25 protein-coding genes and 1 other RNA gene are annotated in these 25005 nt (G+C 33.8%); 12 read left to right on the forward strand and 14 right to left on the reverse strand.

Annotated elements, in window-relative coordinates:
• The first annotated feature begins 31 nt into the window (after positions 1 to 31).
• The 8 genes from GWR14_RS17120 (at position 32) to GWR14_RS17155 (ending at position 11964) form a co-directional block, all read left to right on the forward strand.
• Positions 32 to 904 carry a helix-turn-helix domain-containing protein gene (locus GWR14_RS17120; RefSeq protein WP_163410295.1) on the forward strand — a complete coding sequence of 291 codons (873 nt, stop codon included), beginning with the start codon at positions 32 to 34 and terminating at the stop codon, positions 902 to 904.
• Between the two features lie 76 nt (positions 905 to 980).
• On the forward strand, positions 981 to 1394 hold the full coding sequence (locus GWR14_RS17125) for an OsmC family protein (RefSeq protein ID WP_163410296.1): 414 nt from the start codon (positions 981 to 983) through the stop codon (positions 1392 to 1394).
• A 32-nt stretch (positions 1395 to 1426) separates the two neighbouring features.
• Positions 1427 to 2476, forward strand: coding sequence for an alpha/beta hydrolase (locus GWR14_RS17130; RefSeq protein WP_187356541.1), 1050 nt, complete (start codon positions 1427 to 1429; stop codon positions 2474 to 2476).
• A 310-nt stretch (positions 2477 to 2786) separates the two neighbouring features.
• Positions 2787 to 4313, forward strand: a complete 1527-nt coding sequence (locus GWR14_RS17135; protein ID WP_163410297.1) for a glycosyltransferase family 39 protein — start codon at positions 2787 to 2789, stop codon at positions 4311 to 4313.
• A gap of 190 nt (positions 4314 to 4503) precedes the next feature.
• The gene (locus GWR14_RS17140; protein WP_163410298.1) at positions 4504 to 5397 is read left to right on the forward strand and encodes a dienelactone hydrolase family protein; all 894 of its coding nucleotides are present in this window, start codon (positions 4504 to 4506) and stop codon (positions 5395 to 5397) included.
• Between the two features lie 225 nt (positions 5398 to 5622).
• A complete protein-coding gene (locus GWR14_RS17145; RefSeq protein ID WP_163410299.1) occupies positions 5623 to 6351 on the forward strand; it encodes an LOG family protein in 729 nt (242 codons plus the stop codon).
• A gap of 262 nt (positions 6352 to 6613) precedes the next feature.
• Positions 6614 to 9364 carry a gluzincin family metallopeptidase gene (locus GWR14_RS17150; RefSeq protein WP_163410338.1) on the forward strand — a complete coding sequence of 917 codons (2751 nt, stop codon included), beginning with the start codon at positions 6614 to 6616 and terminating at the stop codon, positions 9362 to 9364.
• A 188-nt stretch (positions 9365 to 9552) separates the two neighbouring features.
• Positions 9553 to 11964 (forward strand): alpha-ketoacid dehydrogenase subunit alpha/beta, encoded by a 2412-nt coding sequence (locus GWR14_RS17155; protein WP_163410300.1) that lies wholly within the window; start codon positions 9553 to 9555, stop codon positions 11962 to 11964.
• A 151-nt stretch (positions 11965 to 12115) separates the two neighbouring features.
• Here GWR14_RS17155 and GWR14_RS17160 read toward each other — a convergent pair whose 3' ends face one another.
• The 5 genes from GWR14_RS17160 to GWR14_RS17180 form a co-directional block, all read right to left on the reverse strand.
• On the reverse strand, positions 12116 to 12535 hold the full coding sequence (locus GWR14_RS17160; protein ID WP_163410301.1) for a hypothetical protein: 420 nt from the start codon (positions 12533 to 12535) through the stop codon (positions 12116 to 12118).
• A gap of 34 nt (positions 12536 to 12569) precedes the next feature.
• Positions 12570 to 13304, reverse strand: a complete 735-nt coding sequence (gene kdsB / locus GWR14_RS17165; RefSeq protein ID WP_163410302.1) for a 3-deoxy-manno-octulosonate cytidylyltransferase — start codon at positions 13302 to 13304, stop codon at positions 12570 to 12572.
• Between the two features lie 85 nt (positions 13305 to 13389).
• Positions 13390 to 13953, reverse strand: coding sequence for a helix-turn-helix domain-containing protein (locus GWR14_RS17170; RefSeq protein ID WP_163410303.1), 564 nt, complete (start codon positions 13951 to 13953; stop codon positions 13390 to 13392).
• Positions 13954 to 14148: 195 nt separating this feature from the next.
• Entirely contained in the window at positions 14149 to 14979 is an 831-nt protein-coding gene (gene ygiD, locus GWR14_RS17175; protein ID WP_163410304.1) for a 4,5-DOPA-extradiol-dioxygenase, read from the reverse strand.
• Positions 14980 to 15064: 85 nt separating this feature from the next.
• On the reverse strand, positions 15065 to 16474 hold the full coding sequence (locus GWR14_RS17180) for an ATP-dependent DNA helicase (RefSeq protein WP_163410305.1): 1410 nt from the start codon (positions 16472 to 16474) through the stop codon (positions 15065 to 15067).
• Between the two features lie 306 nt (positions 16475 to 16780).
• On the opposite strand from GWR14_RS17180, the gene GWR14_RS17185 reads away from it, so the two are divergent.
• Entirely contained in the window at positions 16781 to 17602 is an 822-nt protein-coding gene (locus tag GWR14_RS17185) for a DUF3822 family protein (protein ID WP_163410306.1), read from the forward strand.
• Positions 17599 to 18204 (forward strand): RsmD family RNA methyltransferase, encoded by a 606-nt coding sequence (locus tag GWR14_RS17190; protein WP_163410307.1) that lies wholly within the window; start codon positions 17599 to 17601, stop codon positions 18202 to 18204. The genes GWR14_RS17185 and GWR14_RS17190 overlap by 4 nt, the downstream gene beginning before the upstream one ends.
• Before the next feature lie 119 nt (positions 18205 to 18323).
• Here the strand turns inward: GWR14_RS17190 and GWR14_RS17195 are convergent, their stop codons facing one another.
• Both GWR14_RS17195 and GWR14_RS17200 read right to left on the reverse strand, forming a co-directional pair.
• Complete coding sequence (locus GWR14_RS17195) at positions 18324 to 18611, reverse strand: hypothetical protein (RefSeq protein ID WP_163410308.1); 288 nt, start codon at positions 18609 to 18611, stop codon at positions 18324 to 18326.
• Positions 18612 to 19075: 464 nt separating this feature from the next.
• A complete protein-coding gene (locus GWR14_RS17200) occupies positions 19076 to 19624 on the reverse strand; it encodes a hypothetical protein (protein ID WP_163410309.1) in 549 nt (182 codons plus the stop codon).
• Positions 19625 to 19830: 206 nt separating this feature from the next.
• Between GWR14_RS17200 and GWR14_RS17205 the strand changes: the two genes are divergently transcribed.
• Complete coding sequence (locus GWR14_RS17205) at positions 19831 to 20025, forward strand: hypothetical protein (RefSeq protein WP_163410310.1); 195 nt, start codon at positions 19831 to 19833, stop codon at positions 20023 to 20025.
• 106 nt (positions 20026 to 20131) lie between these two features.
• On the opposite strand, the gene GWR14_RS17210 is transcribed toward GWR14_RS17205, so the two are convergent.
• Positions 20132 to 21382: a cation:dicarboxylate symporter family transporter gene (locus GWR14_RS17210; RefSeq protein WP_163410311.1), complete on the reverse strand. Its 1251-nt coding sequence runs from the start codon at positions 21380 to 21382 to the stop codon at positions 20132 to 20134.
• Positions 21383 to 21415: 33 nt separating this feature from the next.
• Positions 21416 to 21737, reverse strand: an RNA gene (rnpB, locus tag GWR14_RS17215) — RNase P RNA component class A.
• Positions 21738 to 21861: 124 nt separating this feature from the next.
• Here rnpB and GWR14_RS17220 point away from each other — a divergent pair.
• Positions 21862 to 22155 carry an SH3 domain-containing protein gene (locus GWR14_RS17220; RefSeq protein ID WP_163410312.1) on the forward strand — a complete coding sequence of 98 codons (294 nt, stop codon included), beginning with the start codon at positions 21862 to 21864 and terminating at the stop codon, positions 22153 to 22155.
• 235 nt (positions 22156 to 22390) lie between these two features.
• On the opposite strand, the gene GWR14_RS17225 is transcribed toward GWR14_RS17220, so the two are convergent.
• The 5 genes from GWR14_RS17225 to GWR14_RS17245 all read right to left on the reverse strand — a co-directional run bounded on the left by GWR14_RS17225 (position 22391) and on the right by GWR14_RS17245 (position 24830).
• Positions 22391 to 22684, reverse strand: coding sequence for a type II toxin-antitoxin system RelE/ParE family toxin (locus tag GWR14_RS17225; RefSeq protein WP_163410313.1), 294 nt, complete (start codon positions 22682 to 22684; stop codon positions 22391 to 22393).
• Positions 22685 to 22924: a type II toxin-antitoxin system ParD family antitoxin gene (locus GWR14_RS17230; RefSeq protein WP_163410314.1), complete on the reverse strand. Its 240-nt coding sequence runs from the start codon at positions 22922 to 22924 to the stop codon at positions 22685 to 22687. It abuts the gene before it with no gap.
• A 126-nt stretch (positions 22925 to 23050) separates the two neighbouring features.
• A complete protein-coding gene (locus tag GWR14_RS17235; protein ID WP_163410315.1) occupies positions 23051 to 23500 on the reverse strand; it encodes a nuclear transport factor 2 family protein in 450 nt (149 codons plus the stop codon).
• Between the two features lie 10 nt (positions 23501 to 23510).
• Positions 23511 to 23993 (reverse strand): hypothetical protein, encoded by a 483-nt coding sequence (locus GWR14_RS17240; RefSeq protein ID WP_163410316.1) that lies wholly within the window; start codon positions 23991 to 23993, stop codon positions 23511 to 23513.
• A 42-nt stretch (positions 23994 to 24035) separates the two neighbouring features.
• Positions 24036 to 24830 (reverse strand): peptidase, encoded by a 795-nt coding sequence (locus GWR14_RS17245; protein WP_163410317.1) that lies wholly within the window; start codon positions 24828 to 24830, stop codon positions 24036 to 24038.
• Between the last annotated feature and the right edge of the window lie 175 nt (positions 24831 to 25005).

Consider the following 25005-nt stretch of genomic DNA (forward strand, 5'->3'; position numbering starts at 1 on the left):
ATGATTACATTTAAGCTCTAAATCATTTGTAATGAAAAACCACAATCTTTTCGAATCCAATTATAAAAAACTGGGATTTTTAACAATAAATCAGGAAACTGTAGAAGAAATCAATGGTGATTATTACAAGCCATACATCAAAGTAATTTATTTACCTGAAAATTATTCGGTTACCATTGATTTTAAACATTACCAAACTACCATCCCTTCCCTGTTTTTCATCAATAGCAATCAATACCTGCAAATTGAAACAAAAGGGGAAAAAGAAGGCTACTTCATGTATTATAACCGTGATTTTTATTGTGTACAGATTCATGATGCGGAAGTTGCCTGCGATGGGTTACTTTTTAATAATATTTTTGAAATGCCGATGACCATTCTTCCGGAGAAAGAGATTTCATTTATTTGCGCCATTTATCAGCAAATTCAGGGAGAATTTGAAACACCAGATTCTTCGCAGGAAGAAATGATCAGAACTTATCTGAAACAGCTGATTATAAAAGCTACCCGAATCTGGAAAATTCAACAGTTGGGTGTTTTAAACGAAGAACCATCAAAAGAAATGGATTTTTTCAGGGACTTTAGCCGACTGGTCGAAATTCATTTCAGAACCAAACACACCGTTGCCGATTATGCGGATATTCTGGGGGTAGCGCCAAAAACACTTTCAAATAAATTCAATCGTTTAGAACTTTCCCAGCCTAATGATATTATTAAAGACCGAATTATTCTGGAAGCTAAAAGACTTTTAGGCTATTCGAATTTAAGTGTAAAAGAAATTGCTTATCAACTTGGCTACGAAGATCCGGCCTATTTTAACCGTCTTTTCACCAATAAAGTTGGCGACACTCCGTCTAATTTCAAGAAAAAATACCTTCAAGGGAAAAATGTACAATTGGAATAGACTTTTGTCTATTTTTACAGCCTTATCACCACCATATCTTTGTCCTGTCAAATTATAAATGATAAAACATAAAGATATGAAACGTAAAGCTCAGGCCGTTTGGAACGGTGACATCAAAACAGGAAACGGAACTCTAACTACAGACAGTACCGTATTAAACAAAACTCAATATTCTTTCAACAGCCGTTTTGCTGACGGTGTCGGAACCAATCCTGAAGAATTACTGGCAGCTGCACACGCCGGCTGTTATACCATGAAATTAAGTTTAGACTTAACTACCGCAGGATTTACACCTGAAGAGTTGACTACACAATCTACAATTACTTTAGACAACGGAAAAATTACACAATCACTTTTAGTTTTAAATGCCAAAGTTCCTGGAATCTCGGAAGAAGCATTTTTAAAAATTGCCAAAGGTGCCGAAGAAACTTGTCCGGTGAGTCAGGCATTTTCTTTCGAAATCATATTACAAACAAACCTTATCAATTAATTATCAGAAAATTACATTAAAAATATAACATCATGAAAACAATAAAATCAATTCAAAGAAGTATATTTATAGTTACATTATTAACTCTAAATACAGTAATTATGGCACAGGAAAGACCTTATAAAGGACAAAATGATCCCGAAATATTTACAGAAGTCCGCAGTTTTTTAAACGCATTAAATTCCGGTGACGGAAAACCTCTGGAACAGTTACCTGTTGCTGACGCAAGAAATGTTTTAGTCGGTGCGCAAAAATCGGTAGAAGTTGATTATTCAGGTATTGAAGAATCTGAGAAAGTAATTTCACAAAACGGGTTAAAAGTAAAAATTCATATTACAAAGCCTAAAGGAGCCAAAGAAAATGCTCCCGTTTTTATCTTCATTCACGGCGGAGGCTGGGTTTTGGGAGATTACCCAACTCACAGAAGATTAGTGAGAGATTTGGTTGTCGAAAGCGGCGCTGTTGCAGTTTTTCCTGACTACACACCTTCTCCTGAAGCTAAATATCCCGTAGCAATCAATGAGATTTATGCAGCAACACAATGGGTATCCGAAAACGGAAAAGAAATTGGTGTAAACGGTAAAAACCTGGCTGTTGTTGGAAACAGTGTGGGCGGTAATATGACTGCCGCTATTACTCTGATGGCAAAAGATAAAAAAGGTCCACACATTAAACTACAAGTTCTTTTATGGCCGGTAACCGATGCTAATTTTGAAACAGAATCGTATAATTTATATGCTAATGGACGTTTCCTTACTAAAAATATGATGAAATGGTTTTGGGATAATTACCTTCCTGATACTTCAAAAAGAAACGAAAAATATGCTTCTCCATTACAGGCAAGTTTAGCAGAACTTAAAGACCTTCCCCCTGCATTGGTTCAGACTGCCGAAAATGATGTTCTGAGAGATGAAGGCGAAGCTTACGCAAGAAAACTAAACGAAGCAGGAGTTCCTGTAACCTTAACAAGATACAATGGACTGATTCATGATTACGGACTTTTAAATCCGATTGCAAATGTTCCCGCAATCCAAATTGCTGTTCAGCAGGCTGCTGTAGTTATCAAATCAACATTGAAATAAGCTTCCTAATCAATTGGATAAAATTAAAAATAAGTGTCAGGCTGAGCGGAGTCGAAGCCCTTTCGATTTCCTAAGCCTTCGACTCCGCTCAGGATGACAGCAATTTCTTAAATTGTAAATAACATTTTTTACTTATAATTTTACATTAATATAAAATCTTATCAAACAGGTCAAAAAACAAGGCTTCGGAGAAATCTGGAGCTTTTTGTTTTAGAGTCAAATTCAAAATGTCCTGGATTGAAATAAATCCTATCTTAGCTAGAGAAATACAGTTTGATCCAAAAAAAGCAAACCTGAAACCAAAAGCTTCATGAACAAAAAAACACTCATCTTAACTGCATTCATCCTTTTAAAGTTTATTCTGCAATATATATTACTTAGCCCAGAATATGATTTGCAGCGTGATGAATACCTGCATCTTGATCAGGCACATCATTTGGCATGGGGTTATCTATCGGTTCCGCCTCTAACCTCCTGGGTTTCTTATCTTATTTTTTTACTTGGTAATTCTGTTTTTTGGGTTAAATTTTTCCCTGCCCTATTTGGTGCTTTGAATTTGTTAATTGTCTGGAAAACCATTGAGCTTCTCAAAGGAAATTTATATGCTTTAGTTTTAGGTGCAACTTGCATTGTGTTTTCATCATTGCTGCGAATTAATATGCTGTATCAGCCCAATTCGTTTGATGTTTTAAGCTGGACTGCTTTTTATTTTGCCGTTATTCAGTATGTCAAAACAAAAAATACCAAATGGCTTTACATTAGTGCCATTATATTTGCTTTTGGATTTTTAAACAAATACAACATTGTTTTTCTGCTCATTGGTCTGCTGCCTGCTATTTTATTATCGGGCGAAAGAAAAATACTGGCTCAAAAGAATCTCTATTTTGCCCTGATGTTGGGAGTAATATTGATTTTACCTAATTTGCTATGGCAGTACAAAAACAATTTTCCGATTGTGCATCATATGAAAGAACTGGCCGAAACACAACTGGTTAATGTTGACCGAATTGAATTCTTAAAAGAGCAGTTATTGTTTTTCATCGGTTCTTTTCTGGTAATCCTTTCGTCTTTATATGCTTTATTATGTTATAAACCATTTTCGAAATATAAATTCTTTTTCAGTTCGATAATTTTTACGCTCATCGTTTTTATTTATTTCAAAGCCAAAGCCTATTATGCGATTGGTTTATATCCAATTTATATTGCTTTTGGGTCCGTTTTTCTGGCAGAATTGCTAAAGACAGGCTGGAAAAAGTATTTACAACCGGTTTTTATTTTAATTCCGTTATTGTTTTTTATCCCGATGTACAACTTAGCATTTCCAAATAAAAGTCCGGAATACATTGTGCAGCATCCCGAAAAGTATAAAAAGTTGGGAATGCTGCGTTGGGAAGACGGAAAAGATCATGCTCTGCCACAGGATTTCGCCGATATGCTGGGATGGAAAGAATTAACCCGAAAAACAGATTCGGTTTATGCTTTGTTTCCTAAATCAGAAAACACACTTGTACTTTGTGACAATTACGGACAGGCAGGAGCCATAAATTATTACACTAAAAAAGGAATCAAAGCCGTTTCTTTTAATGCTGATTACGTTAATTGGTTCAATTTGAATGTGTATTACAAAAACCTCATCAGGATTAAAGAATTTGAAGAAAACAGCACTGAATTTACAGAAACAAGTCCATTTTTTCAGTCAGGTTTAATAGCAGGTGAAATAACAAATAAATATGCCCGGGAATACAAAACCACCATTTTTGTTTTTAAAAATGCTAAAATCAATATCAACAAAAGACTGGAACAGGAAATTAATGAAGAAAAAAAATATACCGAATAAATTAATAATCAATGTCATCCTGAACAGAGTCAAAAGCTTTTGAGTACTAATGGCTTCAACTAAGTTTAATTCCGGGCAAAGCCAAATAGACTCAGTATGATACATATTTTAATTTCACGCAACAGATTCTTAAATCTATATTTTTTACTTTTATGCTAATTTCTAATTTACCTTCAAAAAACTAACCGCTATGCAAAAATTAACCAAAGAAGATATTTCCCAAGAGGTATTCGATTTATACGACGACTATGCTCACAACAAAATTGAGCGAAGACAGTTTATCGAAAAATTATCACTTTTTGCTGTCGGAACCCTTACTCTTCCGTCGCTTTTAAGTTTTATGATGCCTAATTATGCAGATACTATTTTAATTCCTCCAACTGATCCAAGATTAAAAACACAATACATCAACTATGATTCTCCAAAAGGCGGAGGCAGTATCAAAGGGCAATTATCCCAGCCTGCTGAAACCAAAAAAAAATTACCAGGAATCATTGTCGTACATGAAAACCGCGGATTAAATCCTTATATCGAAGATGTAGGAAGAAGAGCCGCCATGGAAGGTTTTATTACACTGGCACCTGATGCCTTGTCACCATTGGGCGGTTATCCCGGAAATGATGATACCGGTCGTGAACTTCAAAAAAAGCGAACCCGTGAAGAAATGCTGGAAGATTTTATTGCAGCCTATGAATACCTGAAATCACATAAAGACTGCAACGGTCATGTAGGTGTTGTCGGATTTTGTTTTGGCGGATGGATTTCGAATATGATGGCTGTAAAGATTTCTTCTTTATCAGCTGCCGTTCCGTATTATGGCGGACAGCCCACAAAAGAAGAAGCCGAAAAAATAAAGACTCCGCTCCTTTTACACTATGCGGGTCTGGATACCCGTGTGAACGAAGGCTGGCCTGCTTTTGAAGAAATACTTAATAAAAATAAAGTAGAAAACACCGCTTATTTTTATCAGGGGGTCAACCACGGTTTTCACAACAATACAACACCCAGATACGATGAAACAGCCGCCACTTTATCATGGAAAAGAACTATTGATTTTTTCAAGGAGAAACTGGTGAAGAAATAAAACGAAACCATAAATTTATTTTTGATAAACCAATAGAAATAAAACAGTTAAAAGAAATAGTTATTTTTTTGAGGGAATAAACATTCCATTTTTATAACATTTTTCAAAAAAAGAGTTAATTTAGTACAACAGCTTTGCCAGTTTTTAATACACGGCAAAGCTGTTGTTTTCTAATATAAATTCTAAAAAGTTTTTCAGTAAAATAATAAATTAATAATACACAAAATGAGATTAGAAGATTTTGATAATGATGAGGATAAAGTAATTCAGGATAGTTTCAAACAAAAAACATGGAATGAAATCAGGACCAATGACAGTTGGGCAATTTTTAAAATCATGTCCGAATTTGTAAACGGATACGAAAGCATGGGACGTATTGGACCATGTGTATCTATTTTTGGATCGGCAAGGACAAAACCGGAAGACAAATATTACCAACTGGCAGAAAAAATTGCCTTCAAAATCAGTAAAGCCGGTTATGGCGTAATTACAGGCGGTGGCCCGGGAATTATGGAAGCCGGAAACAAAGGTGCGCACTCCGGTGGAGGGATTTCTGTTGGTTTAAATATCGAACTGCCTTTTGAACAGCATTTCAACCCGTATATTGATCATGATAAAAACCTGAATTTCGATTACTTTTTTGTCCGAAAAGTAATGTTTGTAAAATATTCTCAGGGTTTCGTTGTAATGCCGGGAGGATTTGGGACATTAGACGAAATGTTTGAAGCAATTACCCTGATTCAGACAAAAAAGATTGGAAAGTTTCCAATTATTTTAGTTGGTGTTGAGTTTTGGTCCGGATTAATTGATTGGGTAAAAACGGTTCTGGTAGAAAAAATGCATACCGTGAGTCCTGAAGATTTAAACTTATTTAAAATTGTAGATAGTGAAGATGAAGTAGTTGACGAACTGAATAAATTCTATAAGAAATACGATTTAAGTCCGAACTTTTAATAGATGTAAGTTCTGACTTTTCTATTAAATGTTTAAATAATCTTATCTGGTGTAATTTTCATAACTTATGTAAAAAATGAGAGCTGTTTTTTTAAACAGCTTTTTTTATACTATTTTTACAATAAAACCGATATAGTACTATGCCGATAACTTAAGTTATATCCTAAATTTAAAGCCATCATTGAAATCATTATTTAAAATTATCCTTTTCATTTTCGTTTTGATGTTTTCATTAAAACCGTATGCGCAACATCAGTCAAAGATGGAGGTGGCAGTGAATCTTGAACTCAAAACACTGCATGTAAAACAGGATATTAGTTATTACAATACTTCAAACGACTCTTTGGATTCTATTGTTTTAAACGACTGGAACAATGCTTTCTCTGATAAAAACACTCCTCTCGCACTTCGGTTTTCAGATGAATTTTACAAAGGTTTTCACTTAGCCAAACCCGAAGAACGCGGAAATACAACAGTACTTGAACTGACAGATGCTCAATTTATGGCTTTGGAATGGCAAAGAACCATCGAAAATCCTGATTTTATTGTAATTAAGCTTAAAAACAAATTGCCTCCCAACAGCAAAATTGATTTACATCTTACTTATATTTCTAAAATTCCAAGCGATAAATTTACGCATTACGGTTATACCCAAAATGGCGGAATGAACCTAAGAAACTGGTTTATGAGCCCTGCGCGTTATGAAAATCATAGCTTTATAAAATATCATAATCTCAACCTCGATGACATCGCAAATGCTGTAACTGATTATGAATTAGAAATTAAAGTTCCGAATCTGTATACCATTACCACAGATTTGGATTCTGTTTCAAAAGACACTTCTTCACAAACATTCAGCACCTATCTTTTTTCAGGGAACAACAGAACCGATTTTAATTTATTTATCGAAAAACAAAATACTTTCAATAGTTACAACAACGGTACACTTGAAGTTCTTTCGAATTTAAAAAACAAAAGACTGGACGAAATAGAAAAAGCAATAATTATCAACAGGGTAATCTCTTTTGCTAATGATTTTATTGGAAAATATCCACATAAAAAAATTACCGTTTCCCAGGCAGATTACGACCGAAATCCTTTTTACGGACTCAATCAGCTGCCTTCGTTTATAAGTCCGTTTTCGGATGAATTCATGTTTGAAATTACTTTCTTAAAAACCTATTTAAACAACTATCTCCAGTACAGTCTTCGTCTGGATCCGCGAAAAGACAACTGGATTTATGACGGAATCCAGATTTATACGATGATTAAATTCATGGAAGAAAATCACATTGATCAAAAGATGCTGGGCAGGCTTTCTGAAATGAAACTCTTTAAAAGTTATAACATTACCAATCTGACATTTAATGAGCAATACAGCTATTACTACATGCTGATGGCCCGAAAAAATCTGGATCAGCCGTTGGGAGATCCAAAAAATGCGCTTATTAAATTCAATGAACAGATTGCGAGTAAATATCGTGCGGGTTTAAGCCTGAGTTATCTCGACAATTATTTAAATCACAATATCGTGCCCGAAAGTGTTCAGGAATTTTACATCCTAAACAAAACGCAGCAGGCAAACCGATATGATTTTCAAAATATACTAACCCAAAAAAGTCCAAAAAAAATCGGCTGGTTTTTTGAAACCATCATTAGTTCTCGTGAGATTATCGATTATAAATTTGATGATGTTTCCAGAACCAAAGACAGTATACGCTTTTCGATAAAAAACAAAACAGACATTTTTGTTCCGATTCCCGTTTATGGACTTAAAAAGAACAATATTGTTTTTAAACAATGGATTGAGCCTAAAAGCAATGATTCTGTATATGTTTTCGAAAGAAAAAATGCTGATAAAATTGTTTTGAATTACGATAATGAAGTTCCCGAATACAATCAGCGTAACAACTGGAAATCATTAAAAAGCCTGGTAATTACAAATCGTCCGATTAAATTTAATTTTGCCAAAGACTTAGAAGATCCTTACTACAATCAAATATTGTATGTGCCAACACTGGCTTACAATTATTATGATGGTATTGCACCAGGTATCCGTTTTCATAACAAAACCATTTTAGACAAGCCGTTTACGTTTGATATCAACCCTTCTTATTCTATTAAGGCCGGAACCTTTTCCAGTTCATCCGCTTTTTCGTTAAATCATTATTATCGTGACAGTAAACTTTATAATGTAAGGTATTCTATAAGTCAGAATTATTTCCATTATGCACCCGATGCAACCTATTTCAGATTGAACCCAATGGTTCAGTTTCGAATTCGGGAAGAAGATTTCAGGGATAACCGAAAACAATTTATTATCGCTCGTCAGATAATTGTAAATCGTGAAGCGAGTGCGTACATAACCGACAATTCCAGTCCAAACTACTCTGTTTTTAATCTTCGCTACCTAAATACTAAAACCGAATTGATTAATCATTTTAGTTTTATGACCGATGTACAATTTTCAGGAGATTTCGGAAAACTGGCAGGAGAAATTGAATACAGAAGACTTTTTGAAAACAACCGCAAATTAAATGTGAGATTGTTTGCCGGAGCTTTTTTATACAATAGAACAAATTCAGATTATTTCAGTTTTGGTTTGGACCGTCCTACTGACTATTTATTTGATTACAATTTTTACGGAAGATCAGAAAGTACCGGATTTTTCAGTCAGCAGTATGTCATGGCAGAAGGAGGCTTTAAATCTATGATCGAACCACGATATGCCAATCAGTGGATGACCACTTTAAACACAAGTTATTCGATATGGAACTGGATTGAAGCGTACGGCGATCTTGGTTTTACAAAAAACAAGCAGCAAAGTGAACACTTTGTTTATGACAGTGGTATCAGGCTGAATCTTGTACAGGACTATTTTGAACTTTATCTCCCTGTTTATTCCAACAATGGGTGGGAAATTACACAACCAAAATATAACGAAAAAATTAGATTTGTTATCACATTGTCTCCCAAAACATTAGTCAATCTTTTTACCCGAAAATGGTTTTAATTATTCATTTTTTAAACAAAAACATGAATTATTACCATATTAATATCATTTTCAATGAAAATTACTCAAAAAAAATACGTAGTTTTTTGAATTTAGCTACAAATAATTAAATTATATTTATTTTAATGAATTATGATTATTGGTAGATTTTGAGTAATTTCGCAACCTAAACATGACCCTTCCAGATTATGATTACAGAAAAAAGCAATACTACATTAACCTTCGAGGATTTTAAAATTGAAGTATTAAATGACTATAAAGTTGCGGTTACCAGTCGGGAATGCAGTCTGTTAGGCCGCAAAGAAGTATTGACAGGAAAAGCCAAATTTGGAATATTTGGTGACGGAAAAGAAGTACCACAGCTTGCCATGGCGAAAGCTTTCAAAAACGGTGATTTCCGTTCGGGATACTACCGTGATCAGACTTTTATGATGGCTATTGGCGAATTTACCCCTAAACAATTTTTCGCAGGATTATACGGCCATACCGATCTGGACTTTGACCCAATGTCTGCCGGAAGACAAATGGGCGGACACTTCGTAACGCACAGTTTAAACGAAGACGGTTCCTGGAAAGACCTTACTAAACAAAAAAATTCAAGCGCAGATATATCTCCTACAGCCGCACAAATGCCAAGATTATTGGGATTGGCACAGGCTTCAAAAATTTACCGAAATGTTGACGGGATAGAGATCAAAGATAAATTTTCTGTAAACGGTGACGAAGTTGCCTGGGGAACTATCGGAAATGCAAGTACTTCTGAAGGTTTGTTTTTTGAAACCATAAATGCTGCAGGAGTCCTGCAGGTTCCAATGGTAATGAGTGTTTGGGATGACGAGTACGGAATTTCAGTACACGCAAAACATCAAACTACAAAAGAAAACATCTCTGAAATCTTAAAAGGTTACCAACGCGATGAGGATTCAGAAGGATATGAAATTTTCAGGGTTAAAGGCTGGGATTATGCCGAACTGGTTTCTACTTACGAAAGAGCCGGTGCTATTGCACGCGAACAGCATATTCCGGTTTTAATTCACGTAAACGAACTGACACAGCCTCAGGGGCATTCAACCTCAGGATCACATGAGCGCTATAAAAGCAGTGAAAGACTGACCTGGGAGAAAAATTACGATTGTATCCGTCAGATGCGTTTATGGATGATTGCCATTAATATCACCTCTCCTGAAGAACTGGACGAAATTGACGCCCAATTGAAAAAAGAAGTTCTGGAAGCTAAAAAAGAAGCCTGGAACCTCTTCATCACCCCAATTATTGAAGATCAAAAAAATCTTTTGGCTTTATTGGAGCAAATTGCAGAAGCAAGCATCAACCATAAAGACAGAATCAGAAAATATATCTCAGAATTAAGCGCTATAAAATCTCCTCTAAAAAAGGAAATACTGGTTTATGCCCGAAAAATTTTGCGTTTTATTGAAGTTCCGAACAGTAAGTTGTTATTATCGGAATGGATTAGAAATTACATCGGAATTACACAGGAAAAATTTAGCAGCAATCAGTATTCTGAATCAGCCCAAAATGTTTTGTCTGTTGAAAAGATACTTCCTGAATACGCAGAAAATGCCAAACCTGATCTGGATGGAAGAATGATTCTTCGTGATAATTTTGATGCTTTATTCAGCAAATATCCTGAAGCATTGATTTTTGGTGAAGATGTTGGAAACATTGGTGACGTAAATCAAGGATTAGAAGGCATGCAGGAAAAATACGGTGAACTGCGTGTTGCCGATTCCGGTATTCGTGAAGCTACGATTATTGGTCAGGGAATTGGTATGGCTTTGAGAGGTTTACGCCCGATTGCCGAGATTCAGTATTTAGACTATTTATTGTACGCCATTCAGATCATGAGTGATGACTTGGCTACATTACAATACAGAACCGTTGGAAAACAAAAAGCTCCATTAATCATCAGAACCCGTGGACATCGTCTGGAAGGCATTTGGCACTCAGGTTCTCCAATGGGAATGATTATAAACGCTATTCGTGGTATTCACGTTTTGGTTCCGAGAGATATGACTCAGGCAGCAGGATTTTACAACACCCTTTTAGAGTGTGACGAACCGGCTTTGGTAATCGAATGTTTAAATGGTTATCGTTTAAAAGAAAAAACACCTTTAAACTTTGGTGAATTCAAAACCCCAATTGGAGTTGTAGAAACCTTAAAAGAAGGTGCTGATATTACTTTAGTTTCTTACGGATCAACTCTGAGACTGGTTCAACAGGCTGCCAGCGAACTTTTAGATTTAGGAATTGACTGTGAAGTAATCGATATCCAGTCTCTACTTCCTTTTGATGTAAATAAGGATATTGTAAAAAGTATTGCCAAAACAAATCGTCTTTTAGTAATTGACGAAGATGTTCCGGGCGGAGCTTCAGCATTCATTTTACAGCAAATTCTGGAAGAACAGGATGCTTACAAATATCTTGACAGCAAACCACAGACTCTTGCCGCAAAAGCACACAGACCAGCTTACGGAACTGATGGTGATTATTTCTCGAAACCTTCTGCCGAAGATATTTTTGAGAAAGTGTATGATATGATGAATGAAGTTAATCCGGCTAAATTTCCAAGCTTGTACTAAGAATTAGAATATTTTAAATATCGAAAAAGCTCCAAATTGATTGATTTGGAGCTTTTTTTATGATAATTTGAAAATTAAATTGAGATTTTTAGAAGCTATTTCCTGCTATCCTCTTATATCTGGACTATGGCACTCGTTTTTCAAAAGAAACTTATTTTTTTAATCTAACATCTGTATAGCGAAAATCACTATCAGTCAATGAAGTTTTTTTAAGCAAATCCTTTCTCATAGCCAAAACAATATTACCAATAGCTTTTCTACCTTTATCTACGTCTGGTGTTTTACCATCTTGATCAATAATTAATTGAACTAATTCATTTATAGCAATAACAACTTCATCTGAAGAATATATCCAAGATTTATATTGTTCATCAAAAAATTTCAATTTTGTTTCAGAATTTGCCGTTTCACCTACAAATCCTTTTAATAGAATCAACAAATTAGAATATTTTTCTTCTCTAAATTTAATTATGGCTTCCTCTTTTTTCGATTTAGAAGTAAAGTAAAATGTAATATAACCTCCAAATACAGCAGATAAAAAGGGTATTATTATTGAAATTGCTATTGCCATTTTATCAATTTAATAAATTAGTAAAATTAGTGTTTTACTTAGAAGCCAAAACCTCCCTAGCCTTCTCCAAATCCTCAGCCGTATCAATACCAATTCCAACATGGTTGGTTTCGACCATCTTAATTTTTTTACCGAATTCCAAATAACGTAATTGTTCCAGTTTTTCAGAAGCTTCCAGGGATTTCATTGGCAAACTGTAAAAGTCTAACAACGCCTGTTTTCTAAAAGCATAAATTCCGATATGTTGAAAATAGCGCACACCGGCATCTTTTTCTCTCGGATACGGAATTACAGAACGCGAAAAATACAAGGCAAACTGCGACTGGTCTACTACTACTTTCACATTATTCGGGTTGTTGATTTCGTCTTCATTTGTGATTTCACGCATTAACGAAGCCAGATCAATCTTTTTTTCTTCATCATTTTTAAAAACAGACAAAACCTGTTCTAAAGGTCCAGCTTCTGTAAAAGGCTCATCTCCCTGAACGTTTACCACGATATCAACGTCAAGATTCGCAACAGCTTCTGCAATTCGGTCACTTCCAGATTCATGCTCTTTGATGCTCATAATGGCTTTTCCTCCATTCGAAACAATTTCATCAAAAATCAAATCAGAATCGGTTACAACAAATACATCATCAAACAATTTTGTGGCAACAGAAGCTTCATACGTTCTTAAAATTACCGTTTTACCTCCCAGGTCCTGCATCAGTTTTGCAGGGAAACGTGTTGATGCATATCGTGCCGGAATTACAGCTATTATTTTCATTTTTTAATTATTTAATCTTGAAACAAATGTAAGTATTCAAAACTTAGATAAAAAACATAATCAGAAAGGCTTATTATGCTTTGAACTATTTTACCAATTTTATTACGTTTGGATACAGGCTTTCGGTCTTTCCCTGGCTCATTTTAACTGCAAATAATACAGGTAAAACTACATTTAAGACATAAAGTGCAATAAAAGCATAGAAGAAGATTTCATATGGACCATAATGCAAAATTTTGCATAAAGCAAAAGCAGTTATCGAAATAAAAGCAAAAACCGTCCAGATTATTTGAAAATTCAGGAGACTTGCGCCAGTTTCTTTTAGTCCAATGATTTTATCTTTTTTGGTAATCCATAGAATTAAAGGCAGAAGAATATTTCCCAACGGAATAACCAAAAATGCGATTACTGAAAGATGAAAAATGACCAGATAACTTTTATCAGGCTGTTTTCCGTAATCTAAAATATCTTCAGCATTTAAATCCAGAACCTCACAAATCAGGTTCAGCGTTTTTCCACGTGGTTCACTTTCGTTGTTTTCAATTCGCTGAATGGTTCTTAAATTTACTTTTGAAGATTCTGCCAGCTCTTCCTGAGACAAGCCTTTTTTCTTTCTTACTTCTCTAATTTTTTCTCCGATTTCGTTCATAATTAATTTTGATTTATTATTTCGGCAAAACTACTTATGAAGCTTTCCATTTGATAACGGTTTATTTGCGACATTTTTACGACATTCTTGTCAATGTATTGATTTTATTCAGGTTTCCGTTTCTTCTTTTGAATATCTTTATCTAATTTATACTACAGAGATTCGCAAAGATTTCATGAAGATTCACAAAATTTATTACATGATTTTTACTGAAGTCATACTCAGTGAACCGGCCAATAACTTATCATTGAATAAATCCAATTCATCCGTTTTATCTTTTAAGCCTAACGTATAAAGCAACGGAAGATAATGTTCCGGAGTTGGAACTGCTAACTGAATCGCCTGATTCATTTTTTCGAAATCAATTAAAGGCTGAAAATTTCCGTCCAGCAGATAATTATTCACCGTTTCACGCGCTTCAATTGCCCAGTCGTAACCGTAATTATCTTTATCAAAATTTCTGAAATCAACCAATCGCAAGTTGTGAACAATATTTCCGCTTCCTATAATTAAAACACCTTTGTAACGAAGTGCTTGTAGTTTCTTTGCCAGTTCAAAATGATACTGACCCGATTTGGTATAATCTATGCTCAGCTGAATTACCGGAACATCAGCATTTGGATATAAATGTTTAATGACACTCCACGCACCGTGATCTAACCCCCAATGCTCGTCTAAATCAACCAAAACCGGATCCAATATTCTTTGAGTTTCCAAAGCCAGTTCAGGACTTCCTTTTGCGGGATACTGCACATCAAAAAGCGCCTGTGGAAAACCTCCAAAATCATGAATTGTTCTTGGCATCTGCATCGAAGTTACTTTTGTACCTTTTGTAAACCAGTGCGCCGAAATACATAAAATAGCATTCGGCTGTGGCAAAGTTTTGGCCAGATTTCGAAAACCGGTTACAAACTGATTTTCTTCAATGGCATTCATTGGGCTGCCGTGTCCTAAAAACAGAACAGGCATTTTATCGGTATTCGAAAACGTAGATGAAATCGAATGCAAGTCGTTTAGTGTTGCCATGTGTAAAATTATTAAACACAAATTTTACTAATTTTCACAAATTATCTTGCGAAATCTATTTGTGCTAATCGTATAATTAGTGTTTTTATTCTTCAAAACTCTCATCTTTAAACCCTATCAAATATAACTTATTTTTAGCACGTGTCATAGCCGTATAAAGCCATCTGATGTAGTCACGGTCTATTCCGTTTGGCAAATACGGCTGTTCAATAAAAACGGTATTCCACTGTCCTCCCTGCGATTTATGACACGTTATCGCATAAGAGAATTTAACCTGCAAACCATTGAAATATTCGTTCTCTTTAACCTTTTGAAACCTTTTGTATTTGGTCGGCTCGTCTTCATAGTCTTTCATTACTTCTTCATACAAACGATTCGATTCTTCATAGGTTAAAGAAGGAGATTCACTTTTAATAGTATCCAAAATCAAAACCGTTTCAAAAGGCTTTTGATTCGGATAATCCACCATTCTAATTTTGACTTTTGCAAAAGTAAAACCGTATAATTCTTTTATTCCAAAAAGTTCCAGAACCTCAATAATATCACCATTAGCTATAAATCCGGCTTCATCGGTTTCTTTGAGCCAGAAATAATTATTCTTTACCACCATCAAAAAATCTCCGACAGAAAGTTCGCTTTCCTTAAACAATATTCTTGTTCTAATCTGCTCATTGTATTGATTGGCACGTTTATTAGAACGGACAATAAAAGCAGTATCTTCAATACTCCAATTACTGTAAGCTGTATTTATAGCATCCTGAATATCGTAACCATCAGTCAAACGAACTATATCTTTAAATTTTTTTACATTAAATCTAAATTCGGTTATAAAAGATTCTTTTAACAGCTCACGCAATTCAGTAGCATTAAACAAAATCCCTGAACTTTCTTCCTGACGCATTACCTCATCCAGTTCGATATGCTCAATTTCTTTATCATAATGAACTCCCAAAGTCTGAATATCAAGCGCCGGGCTAATATCTAAATTTACCGGTGGCAGCTGAGCTGTATCTCCCAAAAGAATCATTTTGCAGTTGGTTCCCGAATACACATAATTAATCAAATCATCCAGAAGAGAACCGCTATCCAGCGTACTGTCTGAAATCATCGAAGCCTCATCAACTATAAAAATGGTGTTTTTATGTTTATTGACCTGTTTGGTAAAAGCTACTCCTCCGCCCGATGACTTCTTTGGAAAATATATTTTTTTATGAATTGTAAATGCTGGGGTATTCGAATAATTGGCAATTACTTTTGCAGCACGACCCGTTGGCGCCAGCAAAACATACTTTTTATTGATATCCCCAAGATTATTTACAATGGTCGAAATCACAGTTGTTTTACCCGTTCCTGCGTATCCTTTCAGAACAAAAATCGTATCGTTTTGAGGTTCGGTTAAAAAAATGGCAATTTTCTGAAAAAAAATATCTTGTTTGTAGGTTGGTGCAAAGGGAAATCGTTTTTGCAGAACGCCATAAAATAATGCTGAATTCATAGGGTAAAATTGAGGAGCAAAGTTCGGTTTTTTAAATGGCAATTTCAATATCAATGGCAATTTCAAAAATCAATTTCAATCTCAATAGTAATTCAATTCAAAACATTTAAAAACATTTATTTGATTGACATTATACATTCAATTGATTTAGAATGTGTTTTGGTCATTGATAGTATTGTTTGGGAATTGTTTTCTCATTGTTATTGAATTTTGAAATTGATATTGTTATTTATTTTATTTGTAAGTTTGTGTTCGAATTAAATTCTTTCTTGACACTACAACGGGTAATGAATTGTAAATCAAATTATGGCATTGCAAAACACTAATATCACATCCAAAAACTATAAAAAACTTTCTATTCAGGTTTCGCTGACCGGATTTTCTTTTTGTTGTTTCGATACCCTCAATAATACTATTACTTCATTTAAAGAAGTCGTTTTTGATACTTCAAAAAAAACAATTAAAGTAGAAGAAGCTTACGGAGAAGCTTTTAAAAAACATCCGGAACTTAAAGATACTTATGACGAAATTATGGTTATTCATAATAACAATCTTTCGACTTTTGTTCCTTCTGCTCTTTTTGATGAGGATTACCTTGGAAGCTATTTGCAATATAATACAAAAGTTTTTCAAACCGATTTTTTTACCTACGACAAAATTTCAAATTACGAAATGAATGCTGTTTATATTCCGTATATAAATATCAATAATTTCCTGATTGACAACGTTGGATCTTTTGATTACAAACATGTGAACAGTATTTTGGTTGAAAAAATTCTTGAGGCTTCAAAAAATAATGACGCTAAAAAAATGATCGTCAATTTTAACCCTGTCCATTTTGAACTTATTGTTGTTCAAAACCAAAAACTTTTATTATTCAATTCGTTTGAATATCAGACACCCGAAGAATTTATTTACTATTTGCTTTTTACTGCTGAACAGCTGAGTTTAAACCCGGAGATTTTTCCACTTGAATTATTAGGCACAATCAGTAAAAATGATCCCTATTATGCCATCGCATACAAATACATCCGTAATGTATCCTTTGTGGATATAAACACTTTACAGCAAAAAAACAGCTTCCCGGCTGCAGAAAATCAAAAACATTACATCTTATTTCAATCATGAGAATCATTTCTGGAAAATACAAAGGGCGACGCATTTTTCCGCCCAAAAACCTTCCTGTAAGACCTACGACTGACATGAGTAAAGAAGCATTATTTAATGTCCTGAACAATCATTTTAATTTTGACGGTTTAAAGGTTTTAGATTTGTTTTCGGGAACAGGAAATATCAGTTACGAATTTGCTTCACGCGGAAGTGCACCCATTACATCTGTTGATGGTGATTTTGGATGCGTAAAATTCATTAAACAGGTTTCTGCAGAATACGATTTTGATATTGCAGCGACCAAAAGTGATGTCTATAAATTTCTGGAAAACTGCAAAACTTCTTACGATATTGTTTTTGCCGACCCACCTTACGGATTAGATCAGGCGGCTTTTGAAAAAATTGTTCTGACTGTTTTCGAAAAGGAATTACTCTCTGAAGACGGGATGATGATTATTGAGCACTCTAAGTATACCAAAATGGATCATCTGAGCAATTTTTCATTCCAGAAAAGTTATGGAGGATCTTATTTTAGTTTCTTCGAATTAAACTCAACCGACGAAGATGAAGAACTTCCCGGAGATACAACTATAAAAGTTACTGAAGAAGACGAAGGGTAGTTTCTTTTTTTGAATCATAAAAAATTCCCTTGAGATTTAAATTTCAAGGGAATTTTTTGTTTTTATTAACTGTATTTATAAAACTTATTCAAATCAATATTGATATATAAAAACATCCTCTATTTAAGTCTTTTTACTCCAAAATAATACTTAAATTCCATTCCATAAACTCCAATATTACCAGTTGCTTCTGTACCTGGATTTAATTTATCAAAAGGTTCAGAAACCATAATCGAATTATAACATACATTTATTGCCATAGAATTTGAATACCATGTATCAAAATTAATAACAATTCCTAAACCTAATCCTATATTATGCCTCCAAACTGACATACTTCTTTCTGTTATGGGCGAACCTATTGTATTATCCCCTTTGGTTTCAGTAACATCAATTAACGAAATCATGTACTTAGGAAGTATTTGATAATAAACACAAGAAGATGATATTTCAACAATTGCCTAAAAGTATTTTAGGACAAAAACCAAAATTTACAGTTGAAAAAGTCTTGTCAGAAGAAGTTGTAAGACTTCCTGAATCAATCTTATTTTTAAACTTTCCAAACATATAATTAACTTCTATTTCCGGCGATAAAAAACTAACTGCTTTTTTATATTCCAATCCTGCAGAAAGACTAAGAGCCGGTGATGATTGTAAATCTTTTTCAAACGAATACAAATGTACAAAGCCTCAAATACCGACAAAAGGACGTAATTCCTGTGCATTACTATTCCATATTGTAATTGTATTGAAAAGAAAAAAAGCAATCTTTCTTAAGCTGTTATATATTTCCTTTTTCATAAATGCTCATTATGTAATTTAAAATAGAAAAACCTTGACAAATCAAGGTTTCCCATTATTTTTTTCGAATTTATTTCCCAATAACCCAACCTAAAGTAAAGTTGACAGGAAGTTCAAATTTTGTTTCGATTTTACTAAAATTTACACCCGGACCAATATTAAATTCCAAATTAAACCTTCCTTTATAAGTACGCTGCAATCCCCAAAGCACTGCTACTGTAGATGAGGGAACAAACGTAAAATACTCCGTATCACCTGAAAGAGGTTTGAAGTAATAAGAAGCATTTAATGCTAAATAATTCCCGGAATTACGTTCAGTTCTTTTGCCTTTATTTGATCTTTTTTGCAAATTATAATAATGACGAAACTGCTCTGTAATTACAGGAACTATATAAACACTTGATTTGTCATAAAAGTCACTATGGCTATATCCTAAACTGAAACTTGCTTCAGAATATAACGTGTTTTTTTTCGAGAAACCGTGCTCATAAATAAAACCCGGAAACAAAACATTTATTTTAAATTGATTTTTCACTACAGAAACCGGAGCTTCATCCTGCGCCTGAATGGCATTTGTTAAAAAAATAGAAAACAATACAAATAAGTAAGTTTTTTTCATTTTTTGGTTTTTAAATTGGTTGCGCAAAAGTAGTATTTAAATAGTATGAAGCCTTAAAAAACAATATTATTTTCTTATATTTTGGTTTTACTAAAAATACATAAGTCCTTTTTTTCTGTAAATAATATAATCTTTCAAAATAATTATGTAAGATATTTTTGAAATTCTGAAGATAAATTTGTTAGAAACTTTAAATCCAAAACACCATGAACCTAAAAAGATTTTTCGGAGGATTGCTTACAATTCTCGGAATAGTAGGACTTATTTACACTGCTGTAATTTTTGCTGGTACATCCGGAGATACCCGCGATATAAAATCACTGATTATTTACGGCGTACTTGGAATAGTTTTCTTTATGTCGGGAATTAGTTTAGTACGCACAACCAAGGACGAATCCTAGTTTTTTAAATACCACGCTCTAAATACCACACAAAGTCACAAAAGCGCTTAAGCAGGAGATACAAACGTATGAAAGCTTAGCGCTTTGTGCATTTATACAAAGGATATTATTCTTCCAAAACAGGATTGAGATTAAGTTCTGTAAAATCCCTTTCCGTTTTCGAAATTACAATGGTTGCAACCGTATTTCCAATCAGGTTTGTAATAGCTCTTGCTTCACTCATAAATTTATCAACACCGAGTAAAAATGCCAGACCTTCTACCGGAATTTTATGTAAAGCTGTTAAAGTCGAAGCCAAAACAATAAATCCGCTTCCGGTTACGCCTGCCGCACCTTTTGAAGTAATCATCAGGATTCCGATAACTGTCAGGATTTCAAAAAAACTCAAATGGACATCGTATAGCTGAGCCAGAAAAATAACCGACATTGATAAGTATATAGAAGTTCCATCCAGATTAAACGAATATCCAGTCGGAATCACCAAACCTACAACCGATTTGCTGCAACCCATTCTCTCCAGCTTTACCATTATACTTGGCAAAGCAGCTTCTGATGATGAAGTTCCTAAAACCAGTAAAAGTTCTTCTTTGATATATTTTAAAACTGAAAGAATATTGATTTTATAATATTTCAGAATACTTCCTAAAATCAAAAAAACAAAAAGCGCCATAGTGAGATAAACACACAGCATCAATTTTCCCAACGGAATCAAAGTCTCCAGTCCAAACTTTCCAATCGTGTAAGCCATTCCTCCAAAAGCTCCAATTGGTGCTAGGTACATAACATACTTTAAACCAATAAAAACAACGTTTGAAAAACGCTCTAAAACCAAAATAGTCTGTTCTCTCTTTTGATAAAAATTCAGTGCAATTCCGCAGACAATCGCAGCCAGTAAAACCTGCAGCGTAAAATTAGAAAAGAAAAACTGCAGCCACGAAAAATTCTCTGCACCGCCTTTTGTATATTGACTTGCATCACCCAAAGCCAATCCTGATTTGTCAATTTTTCCGGGCTGAAAAAAATACGCCACTCCAACTCCTATTGCCAGAGCCACTGTCGAAACCACTTCAAAATAAGCCAAAGCCTTCACACCTATCCGGCCAACTTTCTTAAGATTCCCCATTCCGGAGATTCCTAAAACAATTGTCAAAAATATAATTGGACCAATAAAAAGTTTAATGATATCAACAAATGTCTCACCTACAATTTTCATTTTCACGCCATTTTCAGGTGAAAAATGTCCAAGCAGAATACCCGCAATTATCGCAATTAAAACCCAAAAAGTAAGATTGGTAATTATGGCCTGAAAGGTGCTTTTTTGAGTTTCCGAAACCGGTTTTTGAGGTGATATATTCATGAATATAAGGTTAGAAGAGTTTCACAAATATATAAAAAATGCAGACCTGTAAGCCGGATTCTGTTCTTGCTATTACTAACAATACCTTATCATTTATCTAGATTCAGAATTACTCCTGAACTCAAGCTACCTACCCTTCAACAACGGACGAGAAGCCCTTAAATGCTGATATACTTGGTATTTCACCGCATAGAGTTTACCTGGTTTCACTACAGCATTACCTGTACATACTTTCTGTTGCACTTGTCCTTGCGCCATTTCTAACGCCGACGGGTGTTACCCGCTATGCTACTCTGTGGTGTCCGGACTTTCCTCCCTCCCGATGAATCGGGACGACGATAAGGCGGTCTGCGGTGCAAAAGTAACACTTTATCATCGAAGAAGCCAAAATTTAAAATTCCGATTTTAACTAAGTTTCATAACTTTTTAATTTTAAAATAGTTACCTTTAAAAATCTATAAATATCAAATACAGTTATTATGAAAAGAATGTATCATTACGCAACTGTTTCAAAGGCTTTAGATCAATTGCATGAAAAAGGGTTTACGTGCGATTTCAATCGAAATGCAGACGTGATTAAAAAAAATCCTGAGAAATTTGAAATTGTACATGTGTATCGATACGAGGGGGAATCAGACCCGGGCGATGAGGCAGTTGTATACGGAATCAAATCTACAACAGGTAAAAAAGGGGTCTATGTAGCAGGTTTCTCTGCCCATTCAGATCAGGAAACCGCTAAATTTTTATTTGATTTAAGCATTAGGGGAAGATAATTTTCAGGAGCCGGGAACCTGCTGTCCACTATATCTTTTGCGGCGAACCCCGCCACAAAAGGATGTCGTTTCCATCAGGGCTAGAGTCTAAGGTTTCAAAAGAAAATTATGCATTTCAAAATCAAAAAAACAACAAACATTTTTTATAATCTATGTCATTTCTTTAATCGTTATCAAATAAATTTCCTTTAAAGAAATGACATAAAATACTAATCTTTTTAACGATTAAAATGATTTAAAGTTTACTTTTCAAATCCATTCTTCCGTGCAGGATTCTTATTATTTCGATTTCACCATCTGAAATCATCTGATAAAAAAGAATATGTTCATTAGATTTATAACCTAATAAGTTAGTCGCTACAATATCATATTTCTTACCTAAATCTGGATTATCTGCAATTTCCTGACAAGAATCCAAAAGTAAAAAATAGTATTTCTCAGCTTGTTTTTCTGACCATTCTTCGTAAGTATAATTCCAAATATCGGTTAAATCTTCGACAGCTTTATTAGTCAAATAATATTTAGCCATTTATTTTTTTGCCTTTAAACTTTCAAGATGTTTTTGGGGATCAAAGTTTTCAGCACGACCACTATCGATACCTTCTTTAACTGCTTTTTTTAAGATAAGCAATCTATTTTCTTCTTCTTCTAAAAGGCGCAATCCCGCTCTGACAACTTCACTTGCATTTTTAAACCTTCCTTCAGAAAGACTATTTTCAATGAAATTCTCAAAATGATTCCCTAATGATATTGAGGTGTTTCTTCCCATGAGTTGTTTTTTTAATACCTACAAAGTTACCTATTTTTGGTAATTTACTAAAATCTTATAAAATTAAATAGCATTAAAACTTTACAAACTTTAGGTTCCAACTAAAGTCCTTGCCATTATCTCAACTTATTCATGCTGCGAAACATCGTTGTATTGCCAAAGCACATTTATAATTTTCCATTCACCATTAATCTTTACAATGTGCATATAATCAATCCATTCATCTGCCAGTAATTTTACCGATGCCGTTTTAGCCGAAACATCTAATAATCTAACTTCTTTTCGTGGATTTTTCGGAAACTTATCTCCTTTTACATTATACGTTTCAGCAAGTATTACCATGTTCTCGGCAAAAAACTCGGAAACATAATCTTTCTTAGCTCCTTTACTTCTAAAAACCGATCTTTTAACCATTCTCGGATGCAATGCGCCTTCCATCAATTTCGGATTTGGAGTATGCTGTGCCTCGATATAAGCTAAAGCCACACGTTTTATGTCTAAGGTATCCTGGGCGGTTTGAGCCTGAATTTTAAACGAACAAAATAGAATTGTAATGAATATTAAATACTTTTTCATCTAATAGTTTTTAGAATTTATTTTTTTGTAAAATCACAATTAATTCTTCCATCTGTATTGTTGGCATTTTTACCACTGACTCTATTTTCGATTCCTCAGAAGCAATAACCAAAACTGATTCGTTATCTTCTTCGTATCCCGCTTGTACCGAAAAATAATCCGGATTTGAGATTAAAGTTTCCTTTTTCCCATCTTTAAACCAGCCATAGTTCGCTTCATAAATAATTTTATTTTCTAAAATTTGAATAGTTTCTTCTCCATATGTATTCCACAGAGAAACTCGTAGGGTATAAAATCCTATAAGAGAAAATATACCTATTGCTATGAAATAACCAAAATGTAAACCGCTGCCGCTTGTGATACTAAAAATTACTCCTAATACTGGAAAAACAAAAAAAGAAAAAGCCAATAAAAACATTACTGTTCTAACTAAAAATGGAGATTTTTTTACTTTTAAGTTTAAAATGTTATTTGTGAAATTATATTGTTGCATAAAAGTTAATTTGATTTTATCATTTTATTTAGAATAAACGAACTAGCTCCCGATTTTCCCATAACGCTGTTCTTCAGAAAAATACAAAATAATTTTCTTTCCATTTTTCTTATAAGGATAAAATAATTCGTAATAACCATTATGAGAACTATAACGTAATTCGTTACTTTCTTTTTCAAAAACATTATTTAAATAATCCCTTTCTTCTTTAGTAGTTTGATAAATATATCGCTTTTTTTGTGGGTGAATTGTATCTTTCAAACTCCCTTCATAATAATCACTAAAACCTAAATAAACCTTAGAACCTTTTACAGAATCTTTTACGATGACAGTAACATTGGGAAAATTTTTATCTGTTTTTGACAAAATATCCAAAATATCAGCAGTCTCTTTTATATAGCTCTCAGAAAAACTATAATTTACCAATTTATCGCTATTCATTTTATTTACTGCAATAATAGATTCAGCTGATTTAATCAATCGCTCTTCTTTTTTAGCGGATGTTAAATAATCCCCACCAAATAAAATTATAGCTATAAGTGGAAAAATTAAAACCAAAGTCAAAATCCTAAATTTATTTGATTTATCGTTTACAGCATCTAGATTATGCTTTTCAGCAATCCTGGTCAAATTAAACATTAAATTGACAATCAGAGACCCTGCCATCAAAGCGAGAATTCCCAAAACACTTAAATAAAAGGATTCTGTCATGTTTTCTCTAAACACTTTTAATCCAAAAACCTCAATTAGAATAAAAGTAAAAACCCAGTATACTAATAAAAGTATGGACGTAATCCCGATAATATTGCTTAATCTGACAATTTGTTTGGCATTCATTTTTTGAAGTTAATGTTAATAAAAAGACTTAGTGAATTTAGGAATAAAAATATTATTTTTTTTCAATAAACCTAATAAACAAATCTATTTCTTTCTCCAAGTCAATCACTTAAAATCTTTCAATTTTTAAATTTTTAAATCATTAAATTATACTCTATATTTGCTATCGAATAAA

Origin of the sequence: Flavobacterium ajazii (assembly GCF_010614725.1) — a bacterium.
GTDB lineage: Bacteria > Bacteroidota > Bacteroidia > Flavobacteriales > Flavobacteriaceae > Flavobacterium > Flavobacterium ajazii.

What these genes read in the sequence shown, in the direction of transcription:
- GWR14_RS17190 (WP_163410307.1), top strand. Translation starts at nt 17,599, where the DNA reads ATGAGAATCATTTCTGGAAAATACAAAGGGCGACGCATTTTTCCGCCC.
- GWR14_RS17240 (WP_163410316.1), bottom strand. Translation starts at nt 23,993, where the DNA reads ATGCAACAATATAATTTCACAAATAACATTTTAAACTTAAAAGTAAAA.
- GWR14_RS17135 (WP_163410297.1), top strand. Translation starts at nt 2,787, where the DNA reads ATGAACAAAAAAACACTCATCTTAACTGCATTCATCCTTTTAAAGTTT.
- GWR14_RS17185 (WP_163410306.1), top strand. Translation starts at nt 16,781, where the DNA reads ATGGCATTGCAAAACACTAATATCACATCCAAAAACTATAAAAAACTT.
- GWR14_RS17180 (WP_163410305.1), bottom strand. Translation starts at nt 16,474, where the DNA reads ATGAATTCAGCATTATTTTATGGCGTTCTGCAAAAACGATTTCCCTTT.
- GWR14_RS17220 (WP_163410312.1), top strand. Translation starts at nt 21,862, where the DNA reads ATGAAAAGAATGTATCATTACGCAACTGTTTCAAAGGCTTTAGATCAA.
- GWR14_RS17130 (WP_187356541.1), top strand. Translation starts at nt 1,427, where the DNA reads ATGAAAACAATAAAATCAATTCAAAGAAGTATATTTATAGTTACATTA.
- GWR14_RS17235 (WP_163410315.1), bottom strand. Translation starts at nt 23,500, where the DNA reads ATGAAAAAGTATTTAATATTCATTACAATTCTATTTTGTTCGTTTAAA.
- GWR14_RS17210 (WP_163410311.1), bottom strand. Translation starts at nt 21,382, where the DNA reads ATGAATATATCACCTCAAAAACCGGTTTCGGAAACTCAAAAAAGCACC.
- GWR14_RS17170 (WP_163410303.1), bottom strand. Translation starts at nt 13,953, where the DNA reads ATGAACGAAATCGGAGAAAAAATTAGAGAAGTAAGAAAGAAAAAAGGC.
- GWR14_RS17195 (WP_163410308.1), bottom strand. Translation starts at nt 18,611, where the DNA reads ATGATTTCGTTAATTGATGTTACTGAAACCAAAGGGGATAATACAATA.
- GWR14_RS17125 (WP_163410296.1), top strand. Translation starts at nt 981, where the DNA reads ATGAAACGTAAAGCTCAGGCCGTTTGGAACGGTGACATCAAAACAGGA.
- GWR14_RS17200 (WP_163410309.1), bottom strand. Translation starts at nt 19,624, where the DNA reads ATGAAAAAAACTTACTTATTTGTATTGTTTTCTATTTTTTTAACAAAT.
- GWR14_RS17150 (WP_163410338.1), top strand. Translation starts at nt 6,614, where the DNA reads ATGGAGGTGGCAGTGAATCTTGAACTCAAAACACTGCATGTAAAACAG.
- GWR14_RS17140 (WP_163410298.1), top strand. Translation starts at nt 4,504, where the DNA reads ATGCAAAAATTAACCAAAGAAGATATTTCCCAAGAGGTATTCGATTTA.
- ygiD (WP_163410304.1), bottom strand. Translation starts at nt 14,979, where the DNA reads ATGGCAACACTAAACGACTTGCATTCGATTTCATCTACGTTTTCGAAT.
- kdsB (WP_163410302.1), bottom strand. Translation starts at nt 13,304, where the DNA reads ATGAAAATAATAGCTGTAATTCCGGCACGATATGCATCAACACGTTTC.
- GWR14_RS17160 (WP_163410301.1), bottom strand. Translation starts at nt 12,535, where the DNA reads ATGGCAATAGCAATTTCAATAATAATACCCTTTTTATCTGCTGTATTT.
- GWR14_RS17245 (WP_163410317.1), bottom strand. Translation starts at nt 24,830, where the DNA reads ATGAATGCCAAACAAATTGTCAGATTAAGCAATATTATCGGGATTACG.
- GWR14_RS17145 (WP_163410299.1), top strand. Translation starts at nt 5,623, where the DNA reads ATGAGATTAGAAGATTTTGATAATGATGAGGATAAAGTAATTCAGGAT.
- GWR14_RS17225 (WP_163410313.1), bottom strand. Translation starts at nt 22,684, where the DNA reads ATGGCTAAATATTATTTGACTAATAAAGCTGTCGAAGATTTAACCGAT.
- GWR14_RS17205 (WP_163410310.1), top strand. Translation starts at nt 19,831, where the DNA reads ATGAACCTAAAAAGATTTTTCGGAGGATTGCTTACAATTCTCGGAATA.
- GWR14_RS17155 (WP_163410300.1), top strand. Translation starts at nt 9,553, where the DNA reads ATGATTACAGAAAAAAGCAATACTACATTAACCTTCGAGGATTTTAAA.
- GWR14_RS17120 (WP_163410295.1), top strand. Translation starts at nt 32, where the DNA reads ATGAAAAACCACAATCTTTTCGAATCCAATTATAAAAAACTGGGATTT.
- GWR14_RS17230 (WP_163410314.1), bottom strand. Translation starts at nt 22,924, where the DNA reads ATGGGAAGAAACACCTCAATATCATTAGGGAATCATTTTGAGAATTTC.